Origin of the sequence: Desulfosporosinus sp. OT, from assembly GCF_000224515.1 — a bacterium.
Classification (GTDB): Bacteria; Bacillota; Desulfitobacteriia; order Desulfitobacteriales; family Desulfitobacteriaceae; genus Desulfosporosinus.
Genome location: NZ_AGAF01000174.1, coordinates 1 through 19,262, shown reverse-complemented (window position 1 = coordinate 19,262; position 19,262 = coordinate 1). Strand labels below are relative to the sequence as shown.

18 protein-coding genes, 2 pseudogenes and 1 riboswitch are annotated in these 19,262 nt (G+C 43.7%); of the genes and pseudogenes, 8 read left to right on the top strand and 12 right to left on the bottom strand.

The annotated features are described in order from the left end of the window. Nucleotides 1-21 precede the first annotated feature (21 nt). Genes DOT_RS32755 through DOT_RS32745 form a run of 3 tightly spaced genes read left to right on the top strand, consistent with a single transcriptional unit; the run spans nucleotide 22 to nucleotide 1,830 of the window. A complete protein-coding gene (locus DOT_RS32755) occupies nucleotides 22-663 on the top strand; it encodes a recombinase family protein (RefSeq protein ID WP_348982153.1) in 642 nt (213 codons plus the stop codon). Beyond that, nucleotides 590-889: a recombinase family protein gene (locus DOT_RS32750; RefSeq protein ID WP_348982152.1), complete on the top strand. Its 300-nt coding sequence runs from the start codon at nucleotides 590-592 to the stop codon at nucleotides 887-889. Before DOT_RS32755 ends, DOT_RS32750 begins: the two co-directional genes overlap by 74 nt. Continuing rightward, nucleotides 847-1,830: a zinc ribbon domain-containing protein gene (locus DOT_RS32745; RefSeq protein ID WP_348982151.1), complete on the top strand. Its 984-nt coding sequence runs from the start codon at nucleotides 847-849 to the stop codon at nucleotides 1,828-1,830. Before DOT_RS32750 ends, DOT_RS32745 begins: the two co-directional genes overlap by 43 nt. On the opposite strand, the gene DOT_RS16990 is transcribed toward DOT_RS32745, so the two are convergent. Both DOT_RS16990 and DOT_RS16985 read right to left on the bottom strand, forming a co-directional pair. Next, nucleotides 1,816-2,991, bottom strand: a complete 1,176-nt coding sequence (locus DOT_RS16990) for a phosphoribosylaminoimidazolecarboxamide formyltransferase (RefSeq protein ID WP_009621280.1) — start codon at nucleotides 2,989-2,991, stop codon at nucleotides 1,816-1,818. The two genes, DOT_RS32745 and DOT_RS16990, sit on opposite strands and share 15 nt — an antisense overlap. 53 nt (nucleotides 2,992-3,044) lie before the next feature. After that, nucleotides 3,045-3,126, bottom strand: a riboswitch (ZMP/ZTP riboswitch). 205 nt (nucleotides 3,127-3,331) lie between these two features. Beyond that, nucleotides 3,332-3,559: a hypothetical protein gene (locus tag DOT_RS16985; RefSeq protein ID WP_040412582.1), complete on the bottom strand. Its 228-nt coding sequence runs from the start codon at nucleotides 3,557-3,559 to the stop codon at nucleotides 3,332-3,334. Nucleotides 3,560-4,065: 506 nt separating this feature from the next. Between DOT_RS16985 and DOT_RS16980 the strand changes: the two genes are divergently transcribed. Continuing rightward, nucleotides 4,066-4,563 (top strand): hypothetical protein, encoded by a 498-nt coding sequence (locus DOT_RS16980; RefSeq protein ID WP_009621276.1) that lies wholly within the window; start codon nucleotides 4,066-4,068, stop codon nucleotides 4,561-4,563. A 277-nt stretch (nucleotides 4,564-4,840) separates the two neighbouring features. Here the strand turns inward: DOT_RS16980 and DOT_RS16975 are convergent, their stop codons facing one another. Next, on the bottom strand, nucleotides 4,841-5,383 hold the full coding sequence (locus tag DOT_RS16975; RefSeq protein ID WP_009621274.1) for a GNAT family protein: 543 nt from the start codon (nucleotides 5,381-5,383) through the stop codon (nucleotides 4,841-4,843). A gap of 62 nt (nucleotides 5,384-5,445) precedes the next feature. Further along, a pseudogene (locus DOT_RS31430) lies at nucleotides 5,446-5,580 on the bottom strand (Rrf2 family transcriptional regulator); the annotation flags it as partial. A gap of 58 nt (nucleotides 5,581-5,638) precedes the next feature. Here DOT_RS31430 and DOT_RS31920 point away from each other — a divergent pair. From DOT_RS31920 to DOT_RS16965, 3 genes and pseudogenes are all read left to right on the top strand, one after another. Further along, a pseudogene (locus DOT_RS31920) lies at nucleotides 5,639-5,776 on the top strand (ATP-binding cassette domain-containing protein); the annotation flags it as partial. Then, nucleotides 5,777-6,220 carry a daunorubicin ABC transporter ATP-binding protein gene (locus DOT_RS16970; protein ID WP_242833859.1) on the top strand — a complete coding sequence of 148 codons (444 nt, stop codon included), beginning with the start codon at nucleotides 5,777-5,779 and terminating at the stop codon, nucleotides 6,218-6,220. Further along, nucleotides 6,213-7,034 carry an ABC transporter permease gene (locus DOT_RS16965; RefSeq protein WP_009621269.1) on the top strand — a complete coding sequence of 274 codons (822 nt, stop codon included), beginning with the start codon at nucleotides 6,213-6,215 and terminating at the stop codon, nucleotides 7,032-7,034. Before DOT_RS16970 ends, DOT_RS16965 begins: the two co-directional genes overlap by 8 nt. 1,061 nt (nucleotides 7,035-8,095) lie before the next feature. Here DOT_RS16965 and rlmD read toward each other — a convergent pair. The 7 genes from rlmD to gatC all read right to left on the bottom strand — a co-directional run bounded on the left by rlmD (nucleotide 8,096) and on the right by gatC (nucleotide 17,153). Then, nucleotides 8,096-9,451 (bottom strand): 23S rRNA (uracil(1939)-C(5))-methyltransferase RlmD, encoded by a 1,356-nt coding sequence (rlmD, locus tag DOT_RS16955; RefSeq protein ID WP_009621258.1) that lies wholly within the window; start codon nucleotides 9,449-9,451, stop codon nucleotides 8,096-8,098. 21 nt (nucleotides 9,452-9,472) lie between these two features. Continuing rightward, entirely contained in the window at nucleotides 9,473-10,180 is a 708-nt protein-coding gene (locus DOT_RS16950) for a CPBP family intramembrane glutamic endopeptidase (RefSeq protein WP_009621256.1), read from the bottom strand. Between the two features lie 179 nt (nucleotides 10,181-10,359). After that, nucleotides 10,360-11,685: an acetyl-CoA hydrolase/transferase C-terminal domain-containing protein gene (locus DOT_RS16945; RefSeq protein WP_040412593.1), complete on the bottom strand. Its 1,326-nt coding sequence runs from the start codon at nucleotides 11,683-11,685 to the stop codon at nucleotides 10,360-10,362. 776 nt (nucleotides 11,686-12,461) lie between these two features. Then, on the bottom strand, nucleotides 12,462-13,592 hold the full coding sequence (gene nifV / locus DOT_RS16940; protein ID WP_009621252.1) for a homocitrate synthase: 1,131 nt from the start codon (nucleotides 13,590-13,592) through the stop codon (nucleotides 12,462-12,464). A 324-nt stretch (nucleotides 13,593-13,916) separates the two neighbouring features. After that, on the bottom strand, nucleotides 13,917-15,368 hold the full coding sequence (gene gatB, locus DOT_RS16935; RefSeq protein WP_009621248.1) for an Asp-tRNA(Asn)/Glu-tRNA(Gln) amidotransferase subunit GatB: 1,452 nt from the start codon (nucleotides 15,366-15,368) through the stop codon (nucleotides 13,917-13,919). Next, complete coding sequence (gene gatA, locus DOT_RS16930; RefSeq protein WP_009621246.1) at nucleotides 15,355-16,845, bottom strand: Asp-tRNA(Asn)/Glu-tRNA(Gln) amidotransferase subunit GatA; 1,491 nt, start codon at nucleotides 16,843-16,845, stop codon at nucleotides 15,355-15,357. The genes gatB and gatA overlap by 14 nt, the downstream gene beginning before the upstream one ends. Before the next feature lie 17 nt (nucleotides 16,846-16,862). Beyond that, the gene (gene gatC / locus DOT_RS16925) at nucleotides 16,863-17,153 is read right to left on the bottom strand and encodes an Asp-tRNA(Asn)/Glu-tRNA(Gln) amidotransferase subunit GatC (RefSeq protein WP_009621244.1); all 291 of its coding nucleotides are present in this window, start codon (nucleotides 17,151-17,153) and stop codon (nucleotides 16,863-16,865) included. Between the two features lie 149 nt (nucleotides 17,154-17,302). On the opposite strand from gatC, the gene DOT_RS16920 reads away from it, so the two are divergent. After that, nucleotides 17,303-17,515: a hypothetical protein gene (locus tag DOT_RS16920; protein ID WP_009621242.1), complete on the top strand. Its 213-nt coding sequence runs from the start codon at nucleotides 17,303-17,305 to the stop codon at nucleotides 17,513-17,515. A 281-nt stretch (nucleotides 17,516-17,796) separates the two neighbouring features. On the opposite strand, the gene ligA is transcribed toward DOT_RS16920, so the two are convergent. Next, on the bottom strand, nucleotides 17,797-19,262 hold a 1,466-nt coding region (gene ligA, locus DOT_RS16915; protein ID WP_009621240.1), incomplete at its 5' end, for an NAD-dependent DNA ligase LigA.

The following is a 19,262-nucleotide window of genomic DNA, read 5'->3' as shown; positions in this document are numbered from 1 at the left end:
TAATATATTGGAGGTATGGCTATGAATAGGAGTGGAAAAAAATGTGTACTGTACCCTCGTGTAAGTACAGAAATGCAGGTTGATGGCTTTAGCTTAGATGGTCAAAAGAACAGCTTAAAACGGTTTGCAGATAGAGAAGAAATGGAAATTGCTAATATTTATGAAGATGCAGGTAAATCTGGCAAGTCTATTGAAGGCAGACCCGCATTTAAACAGATGCTCTGTGATATTGAAAATGGTTTAGGCATTGATTACGTTTTAGTTTATAAACTCTCCCGCTTTTGGAGAAATGCCGCCGGCATTCTTAACTCTTTGGAGCATATTCAATCCTTTGGTGTAAACTTAATTTGTATTGAAGAAGGCATTGATTCATCACAGGCAAGCGGAAAACTTCTAATCTCTGTATTATCTGCCGTGGCTGAAATTGAGCGTGAAAATATTATTGAGCATACAATGAACGGGCGAAAGGAAAAAGCTCGTCAAGGTGGATGGAATGGCGGATTTGCTCCCTATGGATATTACCTAAATGATAAGCAGCTTTTCATTCAAGAGGAAGAAGCTGAGGCGGTACGCATTATCTTTGATAAGTATGCAAATGACAATATGGGGTTTTGCAAAATCGCCAACTACCTTAACTTACAAGGTAAAAAAGATAAAACGTGATAATGGTACTCTTTCCCAATGGAGTACGCATTTTGTTAGAATGATAATCGACAACCCTGTTTATTGCGGCAAGATTTCTTATGGCAGGCGTGTCCGTGAAAAGGTAAAAGGAACCAAAAATGAATATCGGCAAGCCCCGCAAGAAAATTATATCCTTGCCGACGGACAGCATGAGGCAATTATTTGCGAAGAACTTGGAATAAAGCACATAAAAAAAGAGAAATAACAGGTGTGAAATCCCCATCGAAAATAGGGCGGGATAGAGCACATCTGTTAAGCGGTATTTTGAAATGCCCTAAATGTGGCGGTCCGATGTATACCAACAAACACGCATGGACAAACAAAGACGGTACATACAAGGAAATTTACTATTATGTATGTAGCAAGGCTCGCACCGCCAGAGGAAAGAGCTGTGACTATAAAGCAATGCTCAAAAAAACAGATGTTGAGCCACCACTTGTCATTGAGGCAATCAGAGAGCTTATAAAAAATCAAGATTTTGCAGCAGAAATCAAGTCAAGAATAGGCAAGGAAATTGATACTACCACTTTGAACAGAGAACTGAAAAACTATGAAGTCAAACTGCGAGAAGTCGATTTGAATAAAACTCGCCTTGAAAATGAAATTGACAGTTTGCCGGAGGATACCCGCTTTAGAGAACGTAAACTTCACGATATGACCCTCCGCCTTGATGGACTGTACGATATTATCATAGAACTTGAAGAAAAGATTGAGGATGTAACGTTACGCCGTAAAGCCGTAGAGCAAGATGCTATTACCCTAGAGAACATCTACACCTTATTGGCAAACTTCGAGAAAGTGTATGATAAAATCAGCGATGAAGAGAAAAAATCTCTAATTTCTTCGCTAATCAAAGAAATAGAGATTTTTCCATGTGATGAATCAGAGTTGCCTCTGAAGTCCATTTTATTCAATTTTCCTGTTTATAAAGACGGTGGAGATGTTTGTGAATTTTTGTGGGACAAAAGTACGCACGTCTCCACGTGCCTTGAGGATACAAAAAAGATGCCGGGTGAAGCTGATATCCCCATGGCGGAATCGTTTTTTCACAAAAATGTCCTAAAATTTTACAGTATTACCTTATACCTGATTATTTTGGAATTTTGTGTATCAAGAGGTGATCCAATTCCATCAATGATGGAATAATCGAATTCCAGTAAAACACATTACCATATTATATTTGTCACAGGTATCAATAACGTTATCGTCTCTGATGGATCCGCCCGGTTGTGCGATATATTTTACACCACTTTTATGAGCACGTATGATATTATCGCCAAAGGGGAAGAACGCATCCGAGGCTAATGAAACATCCGTTATCTGCTCAAGCCATGCTTTTCTTTCTTCTCTAGTAAAAATCTCCGGCTTTGCTTTAAAAAAATACTCCCAATTACCATCTGTTAGCATATCCATGTAGTCATCACTAATATATATGTCTATACAATTGTCTCTGTCAGCTCTTTTAATTTGCTCCTTAAAAGAAAGATTCAATACTTTGGGATTCTGACGTAAGAACCAGTTATCCGCTTTCTGTCCTGCCAGTCTTGTACAGTGAATTCTGGACTGCTGTCCTGCACCAATTCCAATTGCCTGGCCACCTTTTGCATAGCAAACAGAATTTGATTGAGTATATTTCAACGTAGCCATTGCAATAGTAAGATCGATCTTAGCCTGTTCAGACAGAATTTTATTTTCTGTAACAATATTTTCAAATAATTCATCTTTAATAACGAGTTCATTTCTTCCTTGCTCAAAAGTTATACCGAATACATCTTTTCGCTCAACAGGCTCTGGAATATAATCTCTATCGATCCGAATTATGCAGTAATTCCCTTTTTTCTTATTACTTAAAATAGAAAGTGCTTCCGGTTCATAAGAAGGAGCAATAATACCATCAGAAACCTCATTCTGAATTATTTTAGCTGTGGCAATGTCACAGACATCTGATAATGCTATAAAATCTCCATACGAGGACACTCTGTCGGCACCTCTTGCCCGTGCATACGCATTTGCTAATGGAGATAATTTCATATCATCGGCTATCCAGTAAATTTGGCGCTCTACATCCGTTAGAGGAATTCCGACGGCAGCACCAGTGGGAGAAACATGCTTAAAAGATGTTGCAGCAGGAAGTCCTGTTGCTCTCTCCAATTCTTTTACTAATTGCCATGCGTTCAATGCATCCAGCAAATTGATATATCCCGGTCTGCCATTTAAGATTTGAATTGGAAGTTCACCTTCTTGCATGAAAACTTTAGCAGGTTTTTGGTTTGGATTGCATCCGTACTTTAATTCATATTCCTTCATATACTATACCTCCCTGAAATGATATTAAAATCAAAAAACCGCCTGAAACCTCAAACGGTTACCCAGACGGTCGGCTTACAAATCCTACTGCGCTCCCCGTGGTTTCTTCCACTTCCGTCAGTTACGCAGTATCTATTTCAAATATACCATAATTTGCTTAATAGATAAAGGTAATTTCAAAAAATATGTGTTACAGATTTGCCAGTCACCATTACAAAAAAATACAAATCTATTACATTACTATTCTGAAGCCATATTGCCTTATTCTTAAATTTTGATATATTCCTTCAATGTATTTCGTCAGCTCTTTAATTATTACTTCGTTAAAAGACAAATACTATCACAATGTCTGGAGGATCAAAGAAGATATCGTCAAAACCTGGTTTCTCCGGGGTGCATTGTTGGTCATAAATAACAACATCTCATTTATGTTTTTTATCAAATTAAACTCTATCCCATTTTTCTTATCAATCCTCAAAATACTTGTTTTTCCCCTCAGAAAATCCAATGTCATCTTTTCTATCTCCTCAAGGGTCTCAATAGTTTCGGTTGCGGCAAATCCGCCCAAACCCCTTATTTATCAATGCTTTCCCCACGCTCAATCAAGCAAACCGTTTCTGTATGGCTTGAGTAGACAAAAATGATGTCGTGCGGATACACTGGTTCCTTAGCGGAATCGTTTTTTCATGAAAACAGCCTAAAATTTTACGGTATACCTTATACCTGATTATTTTAGAAATTTCTGCACTAGCGTGCATTAAAATTGTCGCATATAAAATAACATATTTGGCACAATTAGATATATTGTCGAATAAAAAAACCTTATAATAGATTTGTACAGCGTTCCAGCACCTTGTACGTGACCTGGTACAAATCTAAAATAAGGAATCAACTATTATAGATTCTACTACGATAGCCACCTTTTTCAAACTGTTTGAAGTGATAAATTCTCAAGAAGTCAAAAAAGTCTTCAAAAAACATAACTGTAGTCGGTATCCCCCTGTGTTACGATAGTTGCCGTAGGAACTAAATAAAAGTATCCTTGAAAAGGATCACGGGAGGAAAAATGACAACATGAGATATTCCAAAGAGTTGAAAAACTCTATTATTACAAAGATGTTACCACCAAACAATCAGTCTCTCAGTCAGATTCAGCAGGAGACAGGCGTCCCAGAAGGGACATTGAAGTTGTGGCGGAAGGGAATTCGAGAAAAGGGATTTGCAGCCCCTGCGGGCGAACAGCAAAGTGAGCAGTGGAGCACACGCGATAAGTTTCTCATCGTTGTTGAGACATCTACTCTTAGTGAGATCGAACTAGCGGAATACTGTCGTAAGAAAGGTCTGTATGTTGAGCAGGTCAAGTCATGGCAAGACAACTGCATGCAGGCAAATGGCGGTGTGGCCCAGGAACTAGCCATCTCACAACGGCGAGAAAAAGAGATAGAAAAAGAGCTAAAACATGTTAGGAAGGAACTTCAGCGAAAAGAATCAGCACTGGCTGAAACGGCAGCCCTGCTTGTACTAAGAAAAAATATCCAAGCGATTTGGGGACCAAAGGACGAGGAAGTCTGACCAGCACTGTGGAGGGCACTGAAAAATTCCCCTTACAATTAAGAAGGTATAATTATAGTATCAATCTTAGATAGGTGGTTGCTATGATCAACAATCAACAATCAACGATTTTTAGTCCATATATGGATATATACGAAATAGTCGTTTCAAAGGATAATCTTTTACGTAAGATTAAGCATGTTAAGACGTAATATCCTCTGAATTCGAATTAACTTAATAAAAAAACATTTTAAAATTCTATTGAATAATACGGTGTTTCAAAAATTATTAATATATTTTAATTTTTATCAGATATAATTGCAAGTATCTGATGGTCTTCCCACTTCCCATTTATTTTTACGCTACTTCTTTCTAGACCTTCTTTACAAAAACCCGCTTTTTCTAATACAGATATTGAACCAATATTATGAGGCATTGCACCTGCTTCAATACGATGTAGTAATAGTTCATTAAATGCAAATTCTACAGCTAACCTAACTGCTTCTGTCATATATCCATTGCCATTAAACTGTTTGTCTAGAGAATATCCAACCATACAACGCTGAAGCGCACCACGCCGTATCGCAAATAAAGAAATATTTCCAATTAACTGTTCAGTATCTTTCATAAATATACCAAAAGAAAACGCTTCATCGTTCTCTCTCTGTTTTATACATTTTTCTAATGATTCACGCTGCCATTCTACTGTATAACGATTATCCTCCACCAAAGGGGAATACTCTTGAAAAAAATCTCTGTTCCGAATATTCAAAGTACACTGTGCTTCTGCATCTAATTCATCTAAAAATCGTATAAAAATATTCTTTCCTACCAGCTTCATATTGATATTCACCGTCCTTTTTAAACTAATTTCATGCTGTGGCTATTTTATGCTTCTTAAATTTATCGCGATTCAATGTTATTGAACCATTCAATCGTTGCTTTTGCATGCTCTTCAGGAATCTTGTTACTAACTTGTTCATGAAGCCATCCTAACGTCTTATTGTTCAAATACTGTCTCATCTGGTCTTCATATTCTCGCCAAGATTCCAAGCGTAAAGCGAATGAACTCTTGGCAGAGTTTGAACTTAGTGATGTGGCCAGCCGCCCCTTGTCCAAGTTTTCCGGCGGTATGCGGCGCAGACTTGACCTGGCGGTAAGTCTAATTTCCCAGCCGCCTCTGATCTTCCTTGACGAGCCGACAACAGGGCTTGACCCCAGGACTCGGACGCAGATGTGGCAGACAATACGCAAGCTTGTCAAAGGCGGCTCGACGGTACTGCTGACGACCCAGTATCTCGATGAAGCCGATCAATTGGCCGACAACATTGTTGTCATCGACAAGGGACGAGTCGTTGCCAACGATACACCCGAGGGATTGAAACGCTCCGTGGGAAGCAGTTCGTTGCACTTGTCCGTCAAAAACACAGATAACACCGCCAACGCGGCGCAGATCATCGAGGGCCTACTCGATGCGAAGGTTCATCTTGCGGAAGCATCTGAGTTGATCGCGCCCATGGTCAATACCGACAAACTGACCGATGTGCTGACGACACTGAAAGATGCCGGAATAGCGCTATCTGGGGTAAGCATCCTGCAGCCTACACTTGATGAGGTGTTCTTCGCCCTGACAGGTAAGGGTTCCAACACTAAAAAGGAGGAAAATCAAAATGGCTGATACAACCATCCTACCCGCCAACCAGCGCACCCTGAAAAATCGCGTCGGAGTTGGCACCACAATCAGAAACTCAGGCACCCTCGCCTATCGGGCGCTCTTAAAAATGTCCAAAAATCCCGAAATATTTGTGGATTTTTTCGTCGTCTTACCGGTTATGTTCACCTTGCTTTTCACCTTTTTATTCGGAGGAGCGATTGCGGGCAACATCCCCAACTATCTGCCGATTGTTATCCCCGGCGTGTTGTTGATGTCATCGTTCACCAATTGTACCACCGCGGGCAGTAAACTGCGGGAGGATGTGGACAAAGGCACAACCAGCCGTTTTAAATCCATGCCCATTGCGCGAATTGCTCCGTTGGCGGGGAGTTTGACTGCCGACCCTATACGATACGTAATGGGGGGAATTACCGTTTTTACGACGGGATATATTCTCGGTTACCGACCCGAAGCAGGCATTCCCGCAGTGATTTTCAGCATACTTTTCGTGATGTTCGTTGCTTGGTGTCTAAGCTGGGTGTTTGCCTTCATTAGTCTATGCACCAAGACTATTTCAACTGCGTCTGCGATTGGGGTCGTCGTAATGTTCCCGTTAGTATTTCTGTCCAACGCTTTTGTTCCGGCCGAAACCATGCCGGGCTGGCTGCAATATTTTGTCCTGCATATCAACCCGTTATCCCGCGTCATAATAGTGGTGCGGCAGTTGTTGGCTTATGGCATCATAGGCGCGGATTTTTGGTTGGTCTTATTCGGCACCTTGGCGTTGCTCGTCGTATTCATTCCTCTGACACTTATTGCGTATAAGCGCAAGGCGTGATCCTCTTTCCCTATTCAAGATCACGGTCTTCATCTTTAATGATGACTTTGAGCCCAGAAAACGACTCTTCATTCATGAATTCCGCTTCTCCCTCCTGCTGTGCTTTTTAAAAGGATATCCAGGGCATCTGCAACTTTAGCCGCAAGCTGGAAATACATCGTTTTAAAATCCGGCATCCTAACTATACCCCCTATTTCAAGCAGCGGCAAGGCTCCGGGTTGTGACCCGGTCCTGCCGTCTGCTTTTATAGGGGAAATTAAAAAGCGCATGCGAGGTTTTTTTAACCCTACACATGCGCTATGCTTCGTTATTTGCTGAATCCTAGACACCTAACCCCCATCAGCCGAAAGTAAACCGGCTGTGAACAGAAAAGCGATCCGCATAATCAGTACACGAACAGTTCCTTCGTCAGGAATAGGCTGATCTCCTGCTGCGTGAAGCCGCACAGTCTGCTCCCTGGCGACGTCCTATTACACTCGCTTCACCCGCAGCACAGGCACCTTGCTTGTGCATAAACGGGCAACATTGTATAATAAAAATGTCGTCGTGGACAGCTGGACTGTTACGTGTAGGTGCTCTCTCACCTGCTCGTGCCTGGAAGTGCTCCAACACTTTCAGGTCACGGCGACTTTTTAATTTCCACCTATTCCTAATTATAGCTTTTTTGACGAGGATTGCAATTTCTTTGTATAATTAATCACAAAGGGGTGTGGAAAATATCGCAAAGGCGGGTCTTATTTTTACCCCAAATAATAACACCTGCTCCACACCGTGCATGACAGTTTCCCATCAAAAAAGGCCCCCGCAAGCTTAGGCAGAGGCCAAGAAAATAGTTTATGGGACAGAACTGCAAAATGTTTTAAGTCTCTGTTCGAAGGTATTATGAGTATAAAACATGACTTTGTACCACAGCCATCCTTGACACAGTAGTAAATTATTTGGCATTTTTGGTCTGTTTTACCCTAAACATGTTCCCATGCACGTAGATAGAAAACATTGCGCCTGTTTTCGATTTAATTCAGAATATTCCCAAACGCTACAAGCCGCACCACAGGCCGAACTTAGAGTGTCTGTTTTCTTAAACTAGTAACGGCCTCAACGTGCCCTGTCCACGGAAACATATCCACCGGCTGTACACTTTCAACCCTATATCCTCCCTGAGTTAACAAACCGAGATCTCTCGCTAAGGTTCCCGGATCACAGGACACATAGATCATACGCTCTGGTTTCAACTCAAGTAGTCGTTGTACTACGTCTGGATGCAATCCCATACGAGGTGGATCTAAGACGACCAAATCCGGTTGTTCCTCTATTTTCATCATCCGGCTCTCAACTTTTCCCATCAGGAATTCGACATGACCGATTGCGTTATTAATTACAGCATTTTGGATAGCATCCTCAACTGCATATGGATTTTCCTCGATGCCCGTAACTTTCTTGGCCTTGCGAGCTAACGCCAAGGCCAAGGTTCCGATCCCTGAATAAAGATCCCATACGGTTTCCTCTCCGGTCAGATCAGCTACGCTCAAGACGTGTGCGTAAAGAACATCCGTTTGAAGCGGATTTACTTGCAAAAATGATAGCGGCGACACCTCGAATGTCAGATCGAGAATCGTTTGGCTAAATACTTCGTCTCCCCATATTAGCTCTAATCTACCTTCCGCGCTGATTCCCCAAACAGATCGAAGCCCTTCCTTGGATAGGGCCTCAAAAAAATCAGAATTTGCTTCCTCAGAAATCACTTTGCTTGGAGGACCCTCTAAGAGTAGCAGTCCTTCACCTTTTGTGTTTTCACGAAAGGTTAAGGTGTGTATTTCCGCAAATCCCTCTCGCAAAAACTCTTCGGTCAGTCGTATCCAACGATTCATGCGTTCACTTAAAAGGAGACAATCTTGAAAGTGAACTAAGTCCTTTGATCTTTCCTTGAAATACCCCAATTTTCCGTTCGGTTCGCGGTGCAGACGTGCCTTATTGCGATAGCGCCAAGGCGTAAGATCCCGCCCCTTAAAAGGGCTAGAGGTCCGCAGACCGGGGATGACTGACATACCAATAGTGGGTTTAACCTCGACGCTTAGTTTTCCGATTCTAGAGAGGGCATCCTCGACCCAGCGCTGCTTCCACTGTAGAGTCTCTTCGTAGGTCACGTGTTGAAGCTGGCAACCGCCACACCCTTCATAGACTGTACAAGGAGCATCGATACGTTCTGGAGAACACGTGATAATCTTCTGAAGTCGGGCCCGCTGCCATTTTTTCTTAGCTTGATACACTGCAACTTCTCCTGTTTCTCCAGGAAGAAGCCCTGGTACAAACGTTGCAATCCCGTTCAAATACCCTACACCTGAACCGTCCGAGATGAGACGGAGACATTCTAAGTTCGACTTCTCGCCCAGGGAATCTTGATCAAACGTATTATTCATAAAAATCTCCTTCTTAAACAATTACGAGCGCTGAATCCATAGCGCTATCGCCATTAAAGTATTCCAAGTCCCGTGGGCAATAATAGATGGCCAAATACTTGAGGAGCGTTGGTATACCCAAGTGAGTACGACCCCGCCAATAAACAATGGTAAAAACCGCACCATATCAAAATGCAGCGTTGCAAAGAACATTCCTGTCAGCAGCATTCCTTTACCTTTGCCCAGGGTTTGACGAAGCGGTGGGTAGATTAAGCCACGAAAAAGCATCTCTTCTTTTATTGGAGCCACAATTCCACCTAGCGCAGTCAGGAGGAAAAATTCCCACTGATAGTCTACCCCTTTTACCGCTACAGCAAAACTCTGCGGAGCTGGAATTCCTAGCAATTGCGTCAATATGCTTCCTAAAAAACCGATAACCACAAATAATACTGCCCCGACTACGAATCCTAATATGACATATCGTTTCAGCGGCTTAACAAACCCCAGGTCTGAAAAAGGCCGGCGTATAAGGCGCAAAAACATCCCGATTACAACGAAATAAATTAGCACATCTCCTACGCCAACCCCAACAAAGTGGAGTATTCCATGCAGCGAATCTAAATCTTTCGGAGTTTCCAGCCATCCGAGTGGAAATTCAATTAGCGTCACAAGGGCAATTAGAAACAGCCCTTGCCAGATATTCCAGACCGGTTGTCGTCGCGGAATCCGCAGCTGATTTTTTTTACCCATCTCATTCATCCTCTATCTTTAACTTTTCAAAATGCGCCAAACCTTCCCTTCCTTTATCAATTCTAACGGGTTAAACATACATTGTCCATAAAGACAAAAAAAGAAAGGGCTCGATGATATCGAGACACCCTTCTTACCTGTCCCACTCCAAAAGGAATGACGCTTATGGAATAAAAACTTTATTTCTTAACCCATATTTTCATTTTTTTGGCTTCGTCGATTAGATCTTGCTGGAAGTCAGGATGAGCAATTGAAATCAAAGCCTCAGCACGTTGCCATGACGACAGTCCTTTAAGGTTGACCTTGCCATACTCTGTAACGACAAACTGAACGGTCGTCCGCGTATCGGTAATCACTGAGCCTAACGTCATAACTGCTTTAATGCGGGAGTGAACTTTCCCTTGTTTATCTGTAAAGGTGGAAGGTAGGCAGATAAAGCTTTTGCCCCCTTTAGAATTGTAGGCTCCTTCCACAAAGTCAAGTTGGCCACCGGCACCACTAATAATATTAGGGCCAGCAGTTTCAGAACAAACTTGGCCAGAAAGGTCAATTTCTAAGGCACTGTTAATTGAAATCAATTGGTCATTTTGGGAAGCAATAAACGGATGATTCGTATAATCAACAGGGTACGCTGCTAATGAAGGGTTATCACGAATAAAATCATAGAGTTTCTGGGTTCCAGCAGCAAAGGCATAAACCATCCGGCCTCGGTCTAATTTTTTGTTAAGTCCGGTAACTTTTCCTGCTTCCGCCATATCCACAAACCCATCGACCAACATCTCCGTATGAATCCCCAGGTCCTTGAGATCCGATTGAGCAATCATTTTTCCTAAGGCATTCGGCATTCCGCCGATTCCCAATTGAATACATGACCCGTCATGAATCTCAGGCAATACGTACTCCGCAATTTGTTTATCGATTTCAGATGCAGGGGCCGAGGGTAATACTGGGAGCCCTCTGTGGCCTCCCTCAACTACATAGTCCACCTTAGAAATATGAACGGTATTGTCATACCCACCATGGGCCCTAGGCATATCTTCATTGACCTCAACAATAACAGCTCGCGCTTTTTCAATCGCTGCTGCATAGTGAGATACTGATACCCCAAAGCTGAAATAGCCATGTTCGTCCATTGGAGCCACTTGAATGGCTACAACATCTGTCTGCAAATTTTCACGAATGTATCGAGGCACCTCAGAATATTTGATAGGAATGTAATAGGCTAGACCCTTTTGGGCCAATTTCCGTTCGCCTCCGCCCATATGCCAGCTATTCCAAGTAAAATGTTCTCGCTCAGGATCACAGTCCACAAAAGGCAAAGGTGTCAACATAACTCCTCCGCGCAAGTTTACGTTATGAAGTTCGTCTTTACGCCGAGCTATAGCTTCCCCTAACAGAAGTGGGCTGCTTGCAGCCCAAGCATACTCTACCCAATCTCCACTCCGGATCACTTTCACGGCTACGTCGGCTGTGACACACTTCTTAAGATACTCGTCTCTATTCATTACTACATCCCCTTTTTCTTTCCTAACTTTTTTCTCTTCTAAAATCCAAACTATGTTCTTCTCTACTCCTATCAGTTCAGGCATGAAGGCAACGGCAGCAATCTCGTCACTAATCCCCGAAGCATTGAGGCATTACTATTTTATTTTGTTATAAGTGAGCCACCATTGTTGCCTATACACTTAAACCTCCTTTTAAGGTTGGGATTAGAGACACTATGAATTTACGAGATTCCGAATGTACTGAATTATCTTGCAATTACCATGCCAATCAATATTCGGGAGATTCAGAATCTTGAATTGAGCTAATGCCAAGCCTTTGCACGATTGCCATTGTTAATTTCTAAACTGACCATACTCGAAATTTGTACACTGATGTGTACACCATTTATCAGTAAAACTCCCAATCCGCTTTAGAGTTCCAGTTTTCAGAATCATGTCAACTTTCAGATACATGTACAAATAAGTTGACACTCACGTCATAAAAGCAGGATTTTGGTATAATCCCAAAAGCCTGCTTAGGTATACACACACTTATATAATTTTTCAAAAACATGGCTGGTATCAGCCATAGGAGCAAGCGCTACTATAGTTGTATTTATGAACTGGCCACGAATGGCTGCCTAGTGTCCGGTAGCCATGACTAGAACAGGCGGTTTGAGATTAGAGCATAGCCAAGGTTGACGACAAGAGACCTTCAGAAATATGGGGCAAAAGTTATACTTCTGCCTAGAAAAAAAAGCGGCGCAAGCCGCTTTTTTAGATTCTGAATGTTTCTTCTATTTGTGTTGTTTTAGCATATCTTCATAAATGTAAACCAGTTCTTTGTCAAAGAGTGAACGCTTCATGTCGACGGCTAACGCTCTAACCCGTGCCAACATTTCTGCCGCATCTTCGTCATTAATTTCTTTTCCATATTCATTTCGGAATTTTGCCTTAATAGATGCCGTTCCCGAGTGCTTTCCGATGACGATCTGCCGTTCAAGCCCTACATCTTCAGGACTGAATGCTTCATATGTTCGAGGGTTCTTTAATGCTCCATCGGCGTGAATTCCTGATTCATGGGCAAACATATTACTGCCTACAATCGACTTCCAAGGGGGCAGCATCCGACCCGAAGCCCGGGCGACATATTCAGACACTTCTACAAAACGTTCCGTCGCAAACGATAAATCTGTATCGAGTAGATGTTTTAAGGCCATCACCACTTCTTCTAAAGCTGCATTACCGGCCCGTTCGCCCAACCCATTCACCGTCACGCCAACATGCGACGCTCCGGCTTTAACTCCGGCTAGTGCATTAGCGGTTGCCATTCCAAAATCATCATGGGTATGCATTTCGACGTCTATACCCGATTTTTCAATCAGCGTTCTAATATTATCATACGTTTTGAATGGATCGAGGATTCCTACGGTATCACAATAGCGCAGACGATTTGCCCCCGCTTTTTTAGCTTCTTTGGCAAACTGCACCAAAAATTCCATATCGGATCGGGAAGCATCTTCTGCATTGACGGAAATATACATCCCTTCGCGTTTAGCAAACGTTGTTGCTTTGATCATCCGTTCCAAAACATCCTCACGAGTAGTCAAGAGCTTATGTTCAATATGAATGTCCGAAGTGGAAATAGAGATTGCCACTGCATCCACACCACAGGCCAGTGAGGCCTCAATATCGGAAATTACCGCTCGATTCCAACCCATAATACTTGCTTTTAAACCCAATTTAACAATATCACTAATGGCCCGCTTTTCATCGCCGCCCATGACCGCAACCCCAGCTTCGATTTGCTGAACACCTAATTCATCAAGCAACCGGGCGATGCGCATTTTTTCTTGATTCGAAAAAACAACACCAGCCGTTTGTTCCCCATCACGCAAGGTGGTATCCACAATCGTTAAATGTCTCAAACAGACTCACCCCTCATCTTTAACTCAGAAGTTTATTGTACCGCTTAGATTATATCCTTCTTATACTAGCATAATACCTTTAAAGTTTGAAGCTAGCCCATTTCCTTATACAGTATACTTAGTTAACAAAAGATTAGTTATTCTCCTGTAACGAGATGAAATGAAATAAAATAGGGACTGTTGCAAAATAGGTGCGCAGAAATATAGTGCACAAAAAATACGCCTTGAAATGGCTTATTAAGCCTAATCAAGACGCATTTTCCTGCTTGCGGGGCTATTGGTTTGTGCATTTGCTCTTGCAAATTCATTTTGCAACAGCCCACTTTATGATGATAATTTTTCCTTTAGCAGTTGATTGACCAGACCCGGATTAGCCTGCCCCTTGGTTGCCTTCATGATTTGCCCGACGAGGAAACCGATCGCCCGATCTTTGCCTGCTCGGTAATCCTCTACGGATTGGGGATTGGCGGCAATTACGCCGTCAATAATTCCTAGCAGCGCACCTTCGTCACTAATTTGGGCGAGCCCTTTTTCCTTGACAATTCTGCTGGGATCTTTACTTGTACTATACATTTGTTCGAGAACACTTTTGGCAATCTTACCGCTAAGGGTTCCTTTATCTATGAGTGTCAGGAGTTCCGCCAATTGTTTAGCTGAAATCGGAGAATCGGCCACACTGCACTGATTCGTGTTCAATAAACGAGTAAAGTCGCCCATAACCCAGTTCGCCAAGGTCTTAGCATCCCCACCGCAGGACAAAGCGGCATCAAAGAAGTCCGCCATGTCTTTCGCTTGGGTGATGACGCCTGCATCATAGGCTGACAGCCCCAATGTTTGCAGCCGGGCTCGACGTGCCGCCGGCAACTCGGGCAGGGTTTTACGAATTTTCTCCACCCATTCCCGGTCAATAACCAGTGGAACCAGATCAGGTTCCGGGAAATATCGATAGTCATGCGCCTCTTCTTTAGAACGAAGGGATAAGGTGATCCCCTGGCCCTCATCCCAGGTGCGTGTCTCTTGAACTACCTTTTCACCCGCCTCCAACACTCGGGCTTGCCGGGCCACTTCATACTCCATGCAGCGGCGAACAGAACTGAAGGAATTTAAATTTTTTGTTTCCGTTCGAGTACCCAAGGTTGTCGCTCCGATCGGCCGCAGCGAAACATTAACATCAAAGCGTACTGAGCCTTGCTCTAAACGGCAATCCGATACTTCCGTGTATTCCAGAATCTGCACCAATTTCTCAAGGTAGGCCAGAACCTCCGGAATCGACCGCATATCGGGTTCAGAGACGATTTCCAAAAGCGGTACCCCAGCTCGATTATAGTCAACCGAGGACTCGTTCGATGTGGTGATGGTTTCTCCGCTATGAACGAGCTTACCGGCATCTTCTTCCATGTGGGCTCTAGTGATCCCGATCCACTTTTTATCCCCCTCGACCTCTATCTCCAGTCCACCCTTAATACAAATGGGTAAATCAAATTGAGACGTCTGATAATTTTTAGATAAATCCGGGTAAAAGTAGTTCTTACGGTCAAACTTAGAAAATTCGGCGATTTCACAATCTAAAGCCAAACCGGCTTTAATTGCATAATTTACAACTTCACGGTTAAGAACCGGGAGTGCTCCGGGCATCCCCAGACACACCGGGCAAACATGCGTATTTTGTTCTCCCCCAAACTCGGTTGTACAACCACAGAAAATCTTCGTCTTGGTTTGGAGCTCAACATGAACCTCCAGCCCACAGACCATTTCATATTTATCAGCGACTACCACAAGTCAGCACCTCCCGCGCAAGATTCGGTTTTAACGTGTGATATTGGGTATTTTGTTCAAAGGTATAGGCTGCTCGATATAACGTCCCTTCATCTAATGCTTTACCCATAAGTTGCAGGCCGATCGGTAAACCATTGACAAATCCCGCTGGAATAGAAATTGCCGGAATTCCCGCCAAGTTAATCGGAACGGTCGTTATGTCTGATAAGTACATGGCTAAGGGGTCGGCTACTTTTTCGCCAAACTTAAACGCTGGAGTCGGAGCCGCCGGGGAGAGTAAAATATCAAACTTCTCAAACGCCCGATCAAAATCCTGTTTAATTAGGGTTCTGACCTTTTGCGCTTTGAGATAATAGGCATCATAATACCCTGAACTTAAGGCATAGGTCCCGAGCATGATTCTGCGTTTTACTTCTGGCCCAAACCCTTCCGCCCGGGTCTGTCTGAACATACCTAAGACATCGTCCGCCTCGGCCCGAAATCCATAACGCACACCATCATAACGAGCAAGATTTGAACTGGCTTCAGCTGTTGCAATCAGGTAATAGGCAGGAATAGCATACTCTGTATGGGGCAAAGAGCATTCGGCGACTTCCGCACCTAAATTGATCAGAGTTTGAATGCTGGCTTGTATCCCTCGAGCAACGTCCGGATCAATACCTTCCCCGAAATACTCCCGGGGAAACCCAATCTTCAGACCTTTAATATCATTGACCAGGAATTTTGTATAGTCAGGCTTGTCTTGGGGAACGGATGTTGAGTCCAGCGGATCGTAGCCGGCGATAGCATTCATCACCAAGGCATTGTCCCGCACAGTTTTGGTCAACGGACCAATCTGATCGAGTGAGGACGCATAGGCTATCAAGCCATAGCGAGAGACCGCTCCATAAGTTGGCTTCATTCCAACCACCCCGCAGAAGGCAGCCGGTTGGCGGATGGAGCCCCCCGTATCTGACCCCAAGGAAAAGGCAGCTTCATCGGCTGCTACAGCTACCGCAGCACCCCCGGAAGACCCGCCGGGAACATACTCTAAGTTCCAGGGGTTCCTGGTTTTTGTGAAATAAGAGTTCTCTGTCGAAGAACCCATGGCAAACTCATCCATGTTAACTTTGCCGAGCAGAATCGTTCCTGCAGTCCGCAAACGGTCGGTCACCGTTGCATTATAAGGTGGGATAAAGTTTTCCAGCATCTTTGAAGCGCAGCTAGTGCGAACGCCTTCCGTGCACATGTTATCCTTCAAGGCCATTGGAATTCCTTCTAAAGCCCCTAAGACTTCTCCTTGGGCAATTCTTTGGTCAACCTCAGCAGCTTGAGTTAAAGCCTGATCTTCCAAGACCGTTAAATACGCTTGGAGATCAGGGTCCACTGCCTGGATGCGATCTATGTAGGCTTTCGTCAATTCGGTGGCGCTTATGTTCTTATTAACGAGCAGCTCATGTAGTTCACTGACTGACTTTCCAATACTCAATGATTCCAACTTCCACAGTCTCCCTTCTAAGTAAGACTAATTTTCGGTACTCTGAAGAAACCCTCTTCCCCATCCGGAGCATTTCGAAGAGCTTTTTCATGATTGATCGAGGATTTCACTTGGTCCTCGCGCAGTACATTGTGTAGAGGAACAGCATGAGCTGTAGGCTGCACATCGCTCGTGTCTAATCTCTCCAACATCGCCGCATACCCTAGGATAGAGTTAAGTTGTTCGGTATATTCCTGAGTTTCCTGTTCGGTTAACTCCAGACGTGCCAAGGCCGCCACGTATTCAACGTCTTCACGTGAAATTGTCATCTTATTCACCTTCCCTTTGGATAGTTTGTTGCTTTAACCTCTATCATAGCAAATATGGAAGAAAGGGGCAATAAAAACGAAAAAGTGCTCCCTACTATTACCTTTCTGAAGAAAAAATGGTATACTTCTTCACATGGAGGTGCGTATAAATGGGAGGAAATCCAATTCAATTTGATTACACTTTTTTATTTGCAGCGTTGCTTCCGCTACTTTTTTACTTGATGCTTTTTATATTTGCTATCTATTTAATGATAAGTACAATAAAGTATTTTAAACGTAAATCTCTGGTTGATAAAGAATTATTGCAAAAGTTAGATGAACTAATCAAGTTACAAACTCAACACTCTGAACATAAATCTTAACAATTAAAGCCGACTTCTCTAACATGGAGAAATCGGCTTTTCGGCAATAATGTAAGTATTCTACATTAAAGCTCATCCTTGACAGTGCCTAAGCAACAGCAAGGGTTTGTGGGTCAGCTAATTCCTTAACAATCCTTCCTCCTGTGAACCAGCGATCCTTCAATTCCACTTGTTTTTTAGTCCGTTCAGTTTCGTCCGGAAGGGAGTAGGGACGGTTCTTCCTTGCCAGAACCGCCCCTACTCCCTTCTAAATATATTATAAGCCAACAGTTAATTTCAAATCACTGGGTTGGAGAAGCCGCAATCAGCTGTTCAAATTCCTCTTCCGTCAAAACAGCTACTCCCAATCCCTGCGCCTTCGTAAGCTTTGAGCCAGCCTTTTCTCCGGCAACGACAAAAGCCGTTTTTTTGCTCACCGCGCTTGCCGCTTTTCCGCCATGCTCTTCAATGAGCTTCTCAATCTCCCGCCGTTCCCAACGTTCTAAAGAACCTGTGACCACAATGCTTTTGCCCGCAAAAATCTGAGGTTTAGAAGATTCTTCAGCCACCATGGATACGCCTGCGGCACGTAGCTTAGCAAGAAAATGGCGTGTACTTTCCAAACTAAAAAACTGCACTAAGCTTTCGGCCATCGTCGGTCCGACATCCGGAATCGCTTGCAATTCCTCTAGGGTCGCTTCCTGAAGTTTTTCCATTGAACCAAACGTCTGCGCCAAAATCTTCCCTGATTTTTCGCCTGTGTGGCGTATTCCCAAGGCAAAAATCAAGGGTGCCAGACCCCGCTCTTTGCTGTTTTTGATGGCCGTCAGCAAATTCTCCGCTGATTTTTTGCCCATCCGTTCCACTGGGGTTAAATCATCGAATGTCAAGGCATAGAGATCCGCAGCATCTTTGATCAAACCACTATCCAGCAGTTGTTGAACAACCGCAGGTCCTAATCCGTCAATCGCCATGGCATCCCGAGAGACAAAATGAATGATTCCCTCCCGCTGCTGGGCAGGGCAAGTGATATTCTGACAACGGTAGGCGACTTCCCCTTCGTCTTGTCTGACTAGGCTCTGACATTCCGGACAGACGTCCGGCATTTCAAACAGCCTCTCCTCACCGGTACGTTGTTCAGGCAACACCCGGACAACCTCCGGAATCACGTCCCCGGCTTTTTGTAAGAGGACATGGTCCCCGATGCGGATATCCTTTTCCCGGATGTTATCTAGATTATGGAGGGTTGCGCGGCTCACGGTGGAGCCTGCCACGGAAACTGCCTTAAGGACAGCCGTGGGCGTCAAGACCCCTGTACGGCCTACACGGATGATGATGTCCTCGACGACTGTTTCCACCTGCTCCGCCGGAAATTTATAAGCAATTGCCCAGCGAGGACTTTTGGCGGTAAAGCCCAGTTCCTCCTGCAGAGCAAATTCATTCACTTTAATCACCAGACCGTCAATATCATAAGGGAAACTATGACGCTCTGAAGCCATTCCTGAACAGTAATTAATAATCTCTTCAATATCGCTAAAAACCTTAAACTCGGGGTTGACGACAAACCCCTGCTGCTGTAAATATGTGAGAACTTCGGTTTGTTTATGTAGTCCTAATTCTTTGGCCGATAACACTTGGTAAGCAAAGTATTCCAGCTTGCGCTGGGCCGTGATTCGAGAGTTAAGCTGGCGCAAGGATCCGGCTGCTGCATTACGAGGATTGGCAAAAGGAGACTGCCCTTCATCTTCCCGTTCTTGATTCAAACGAG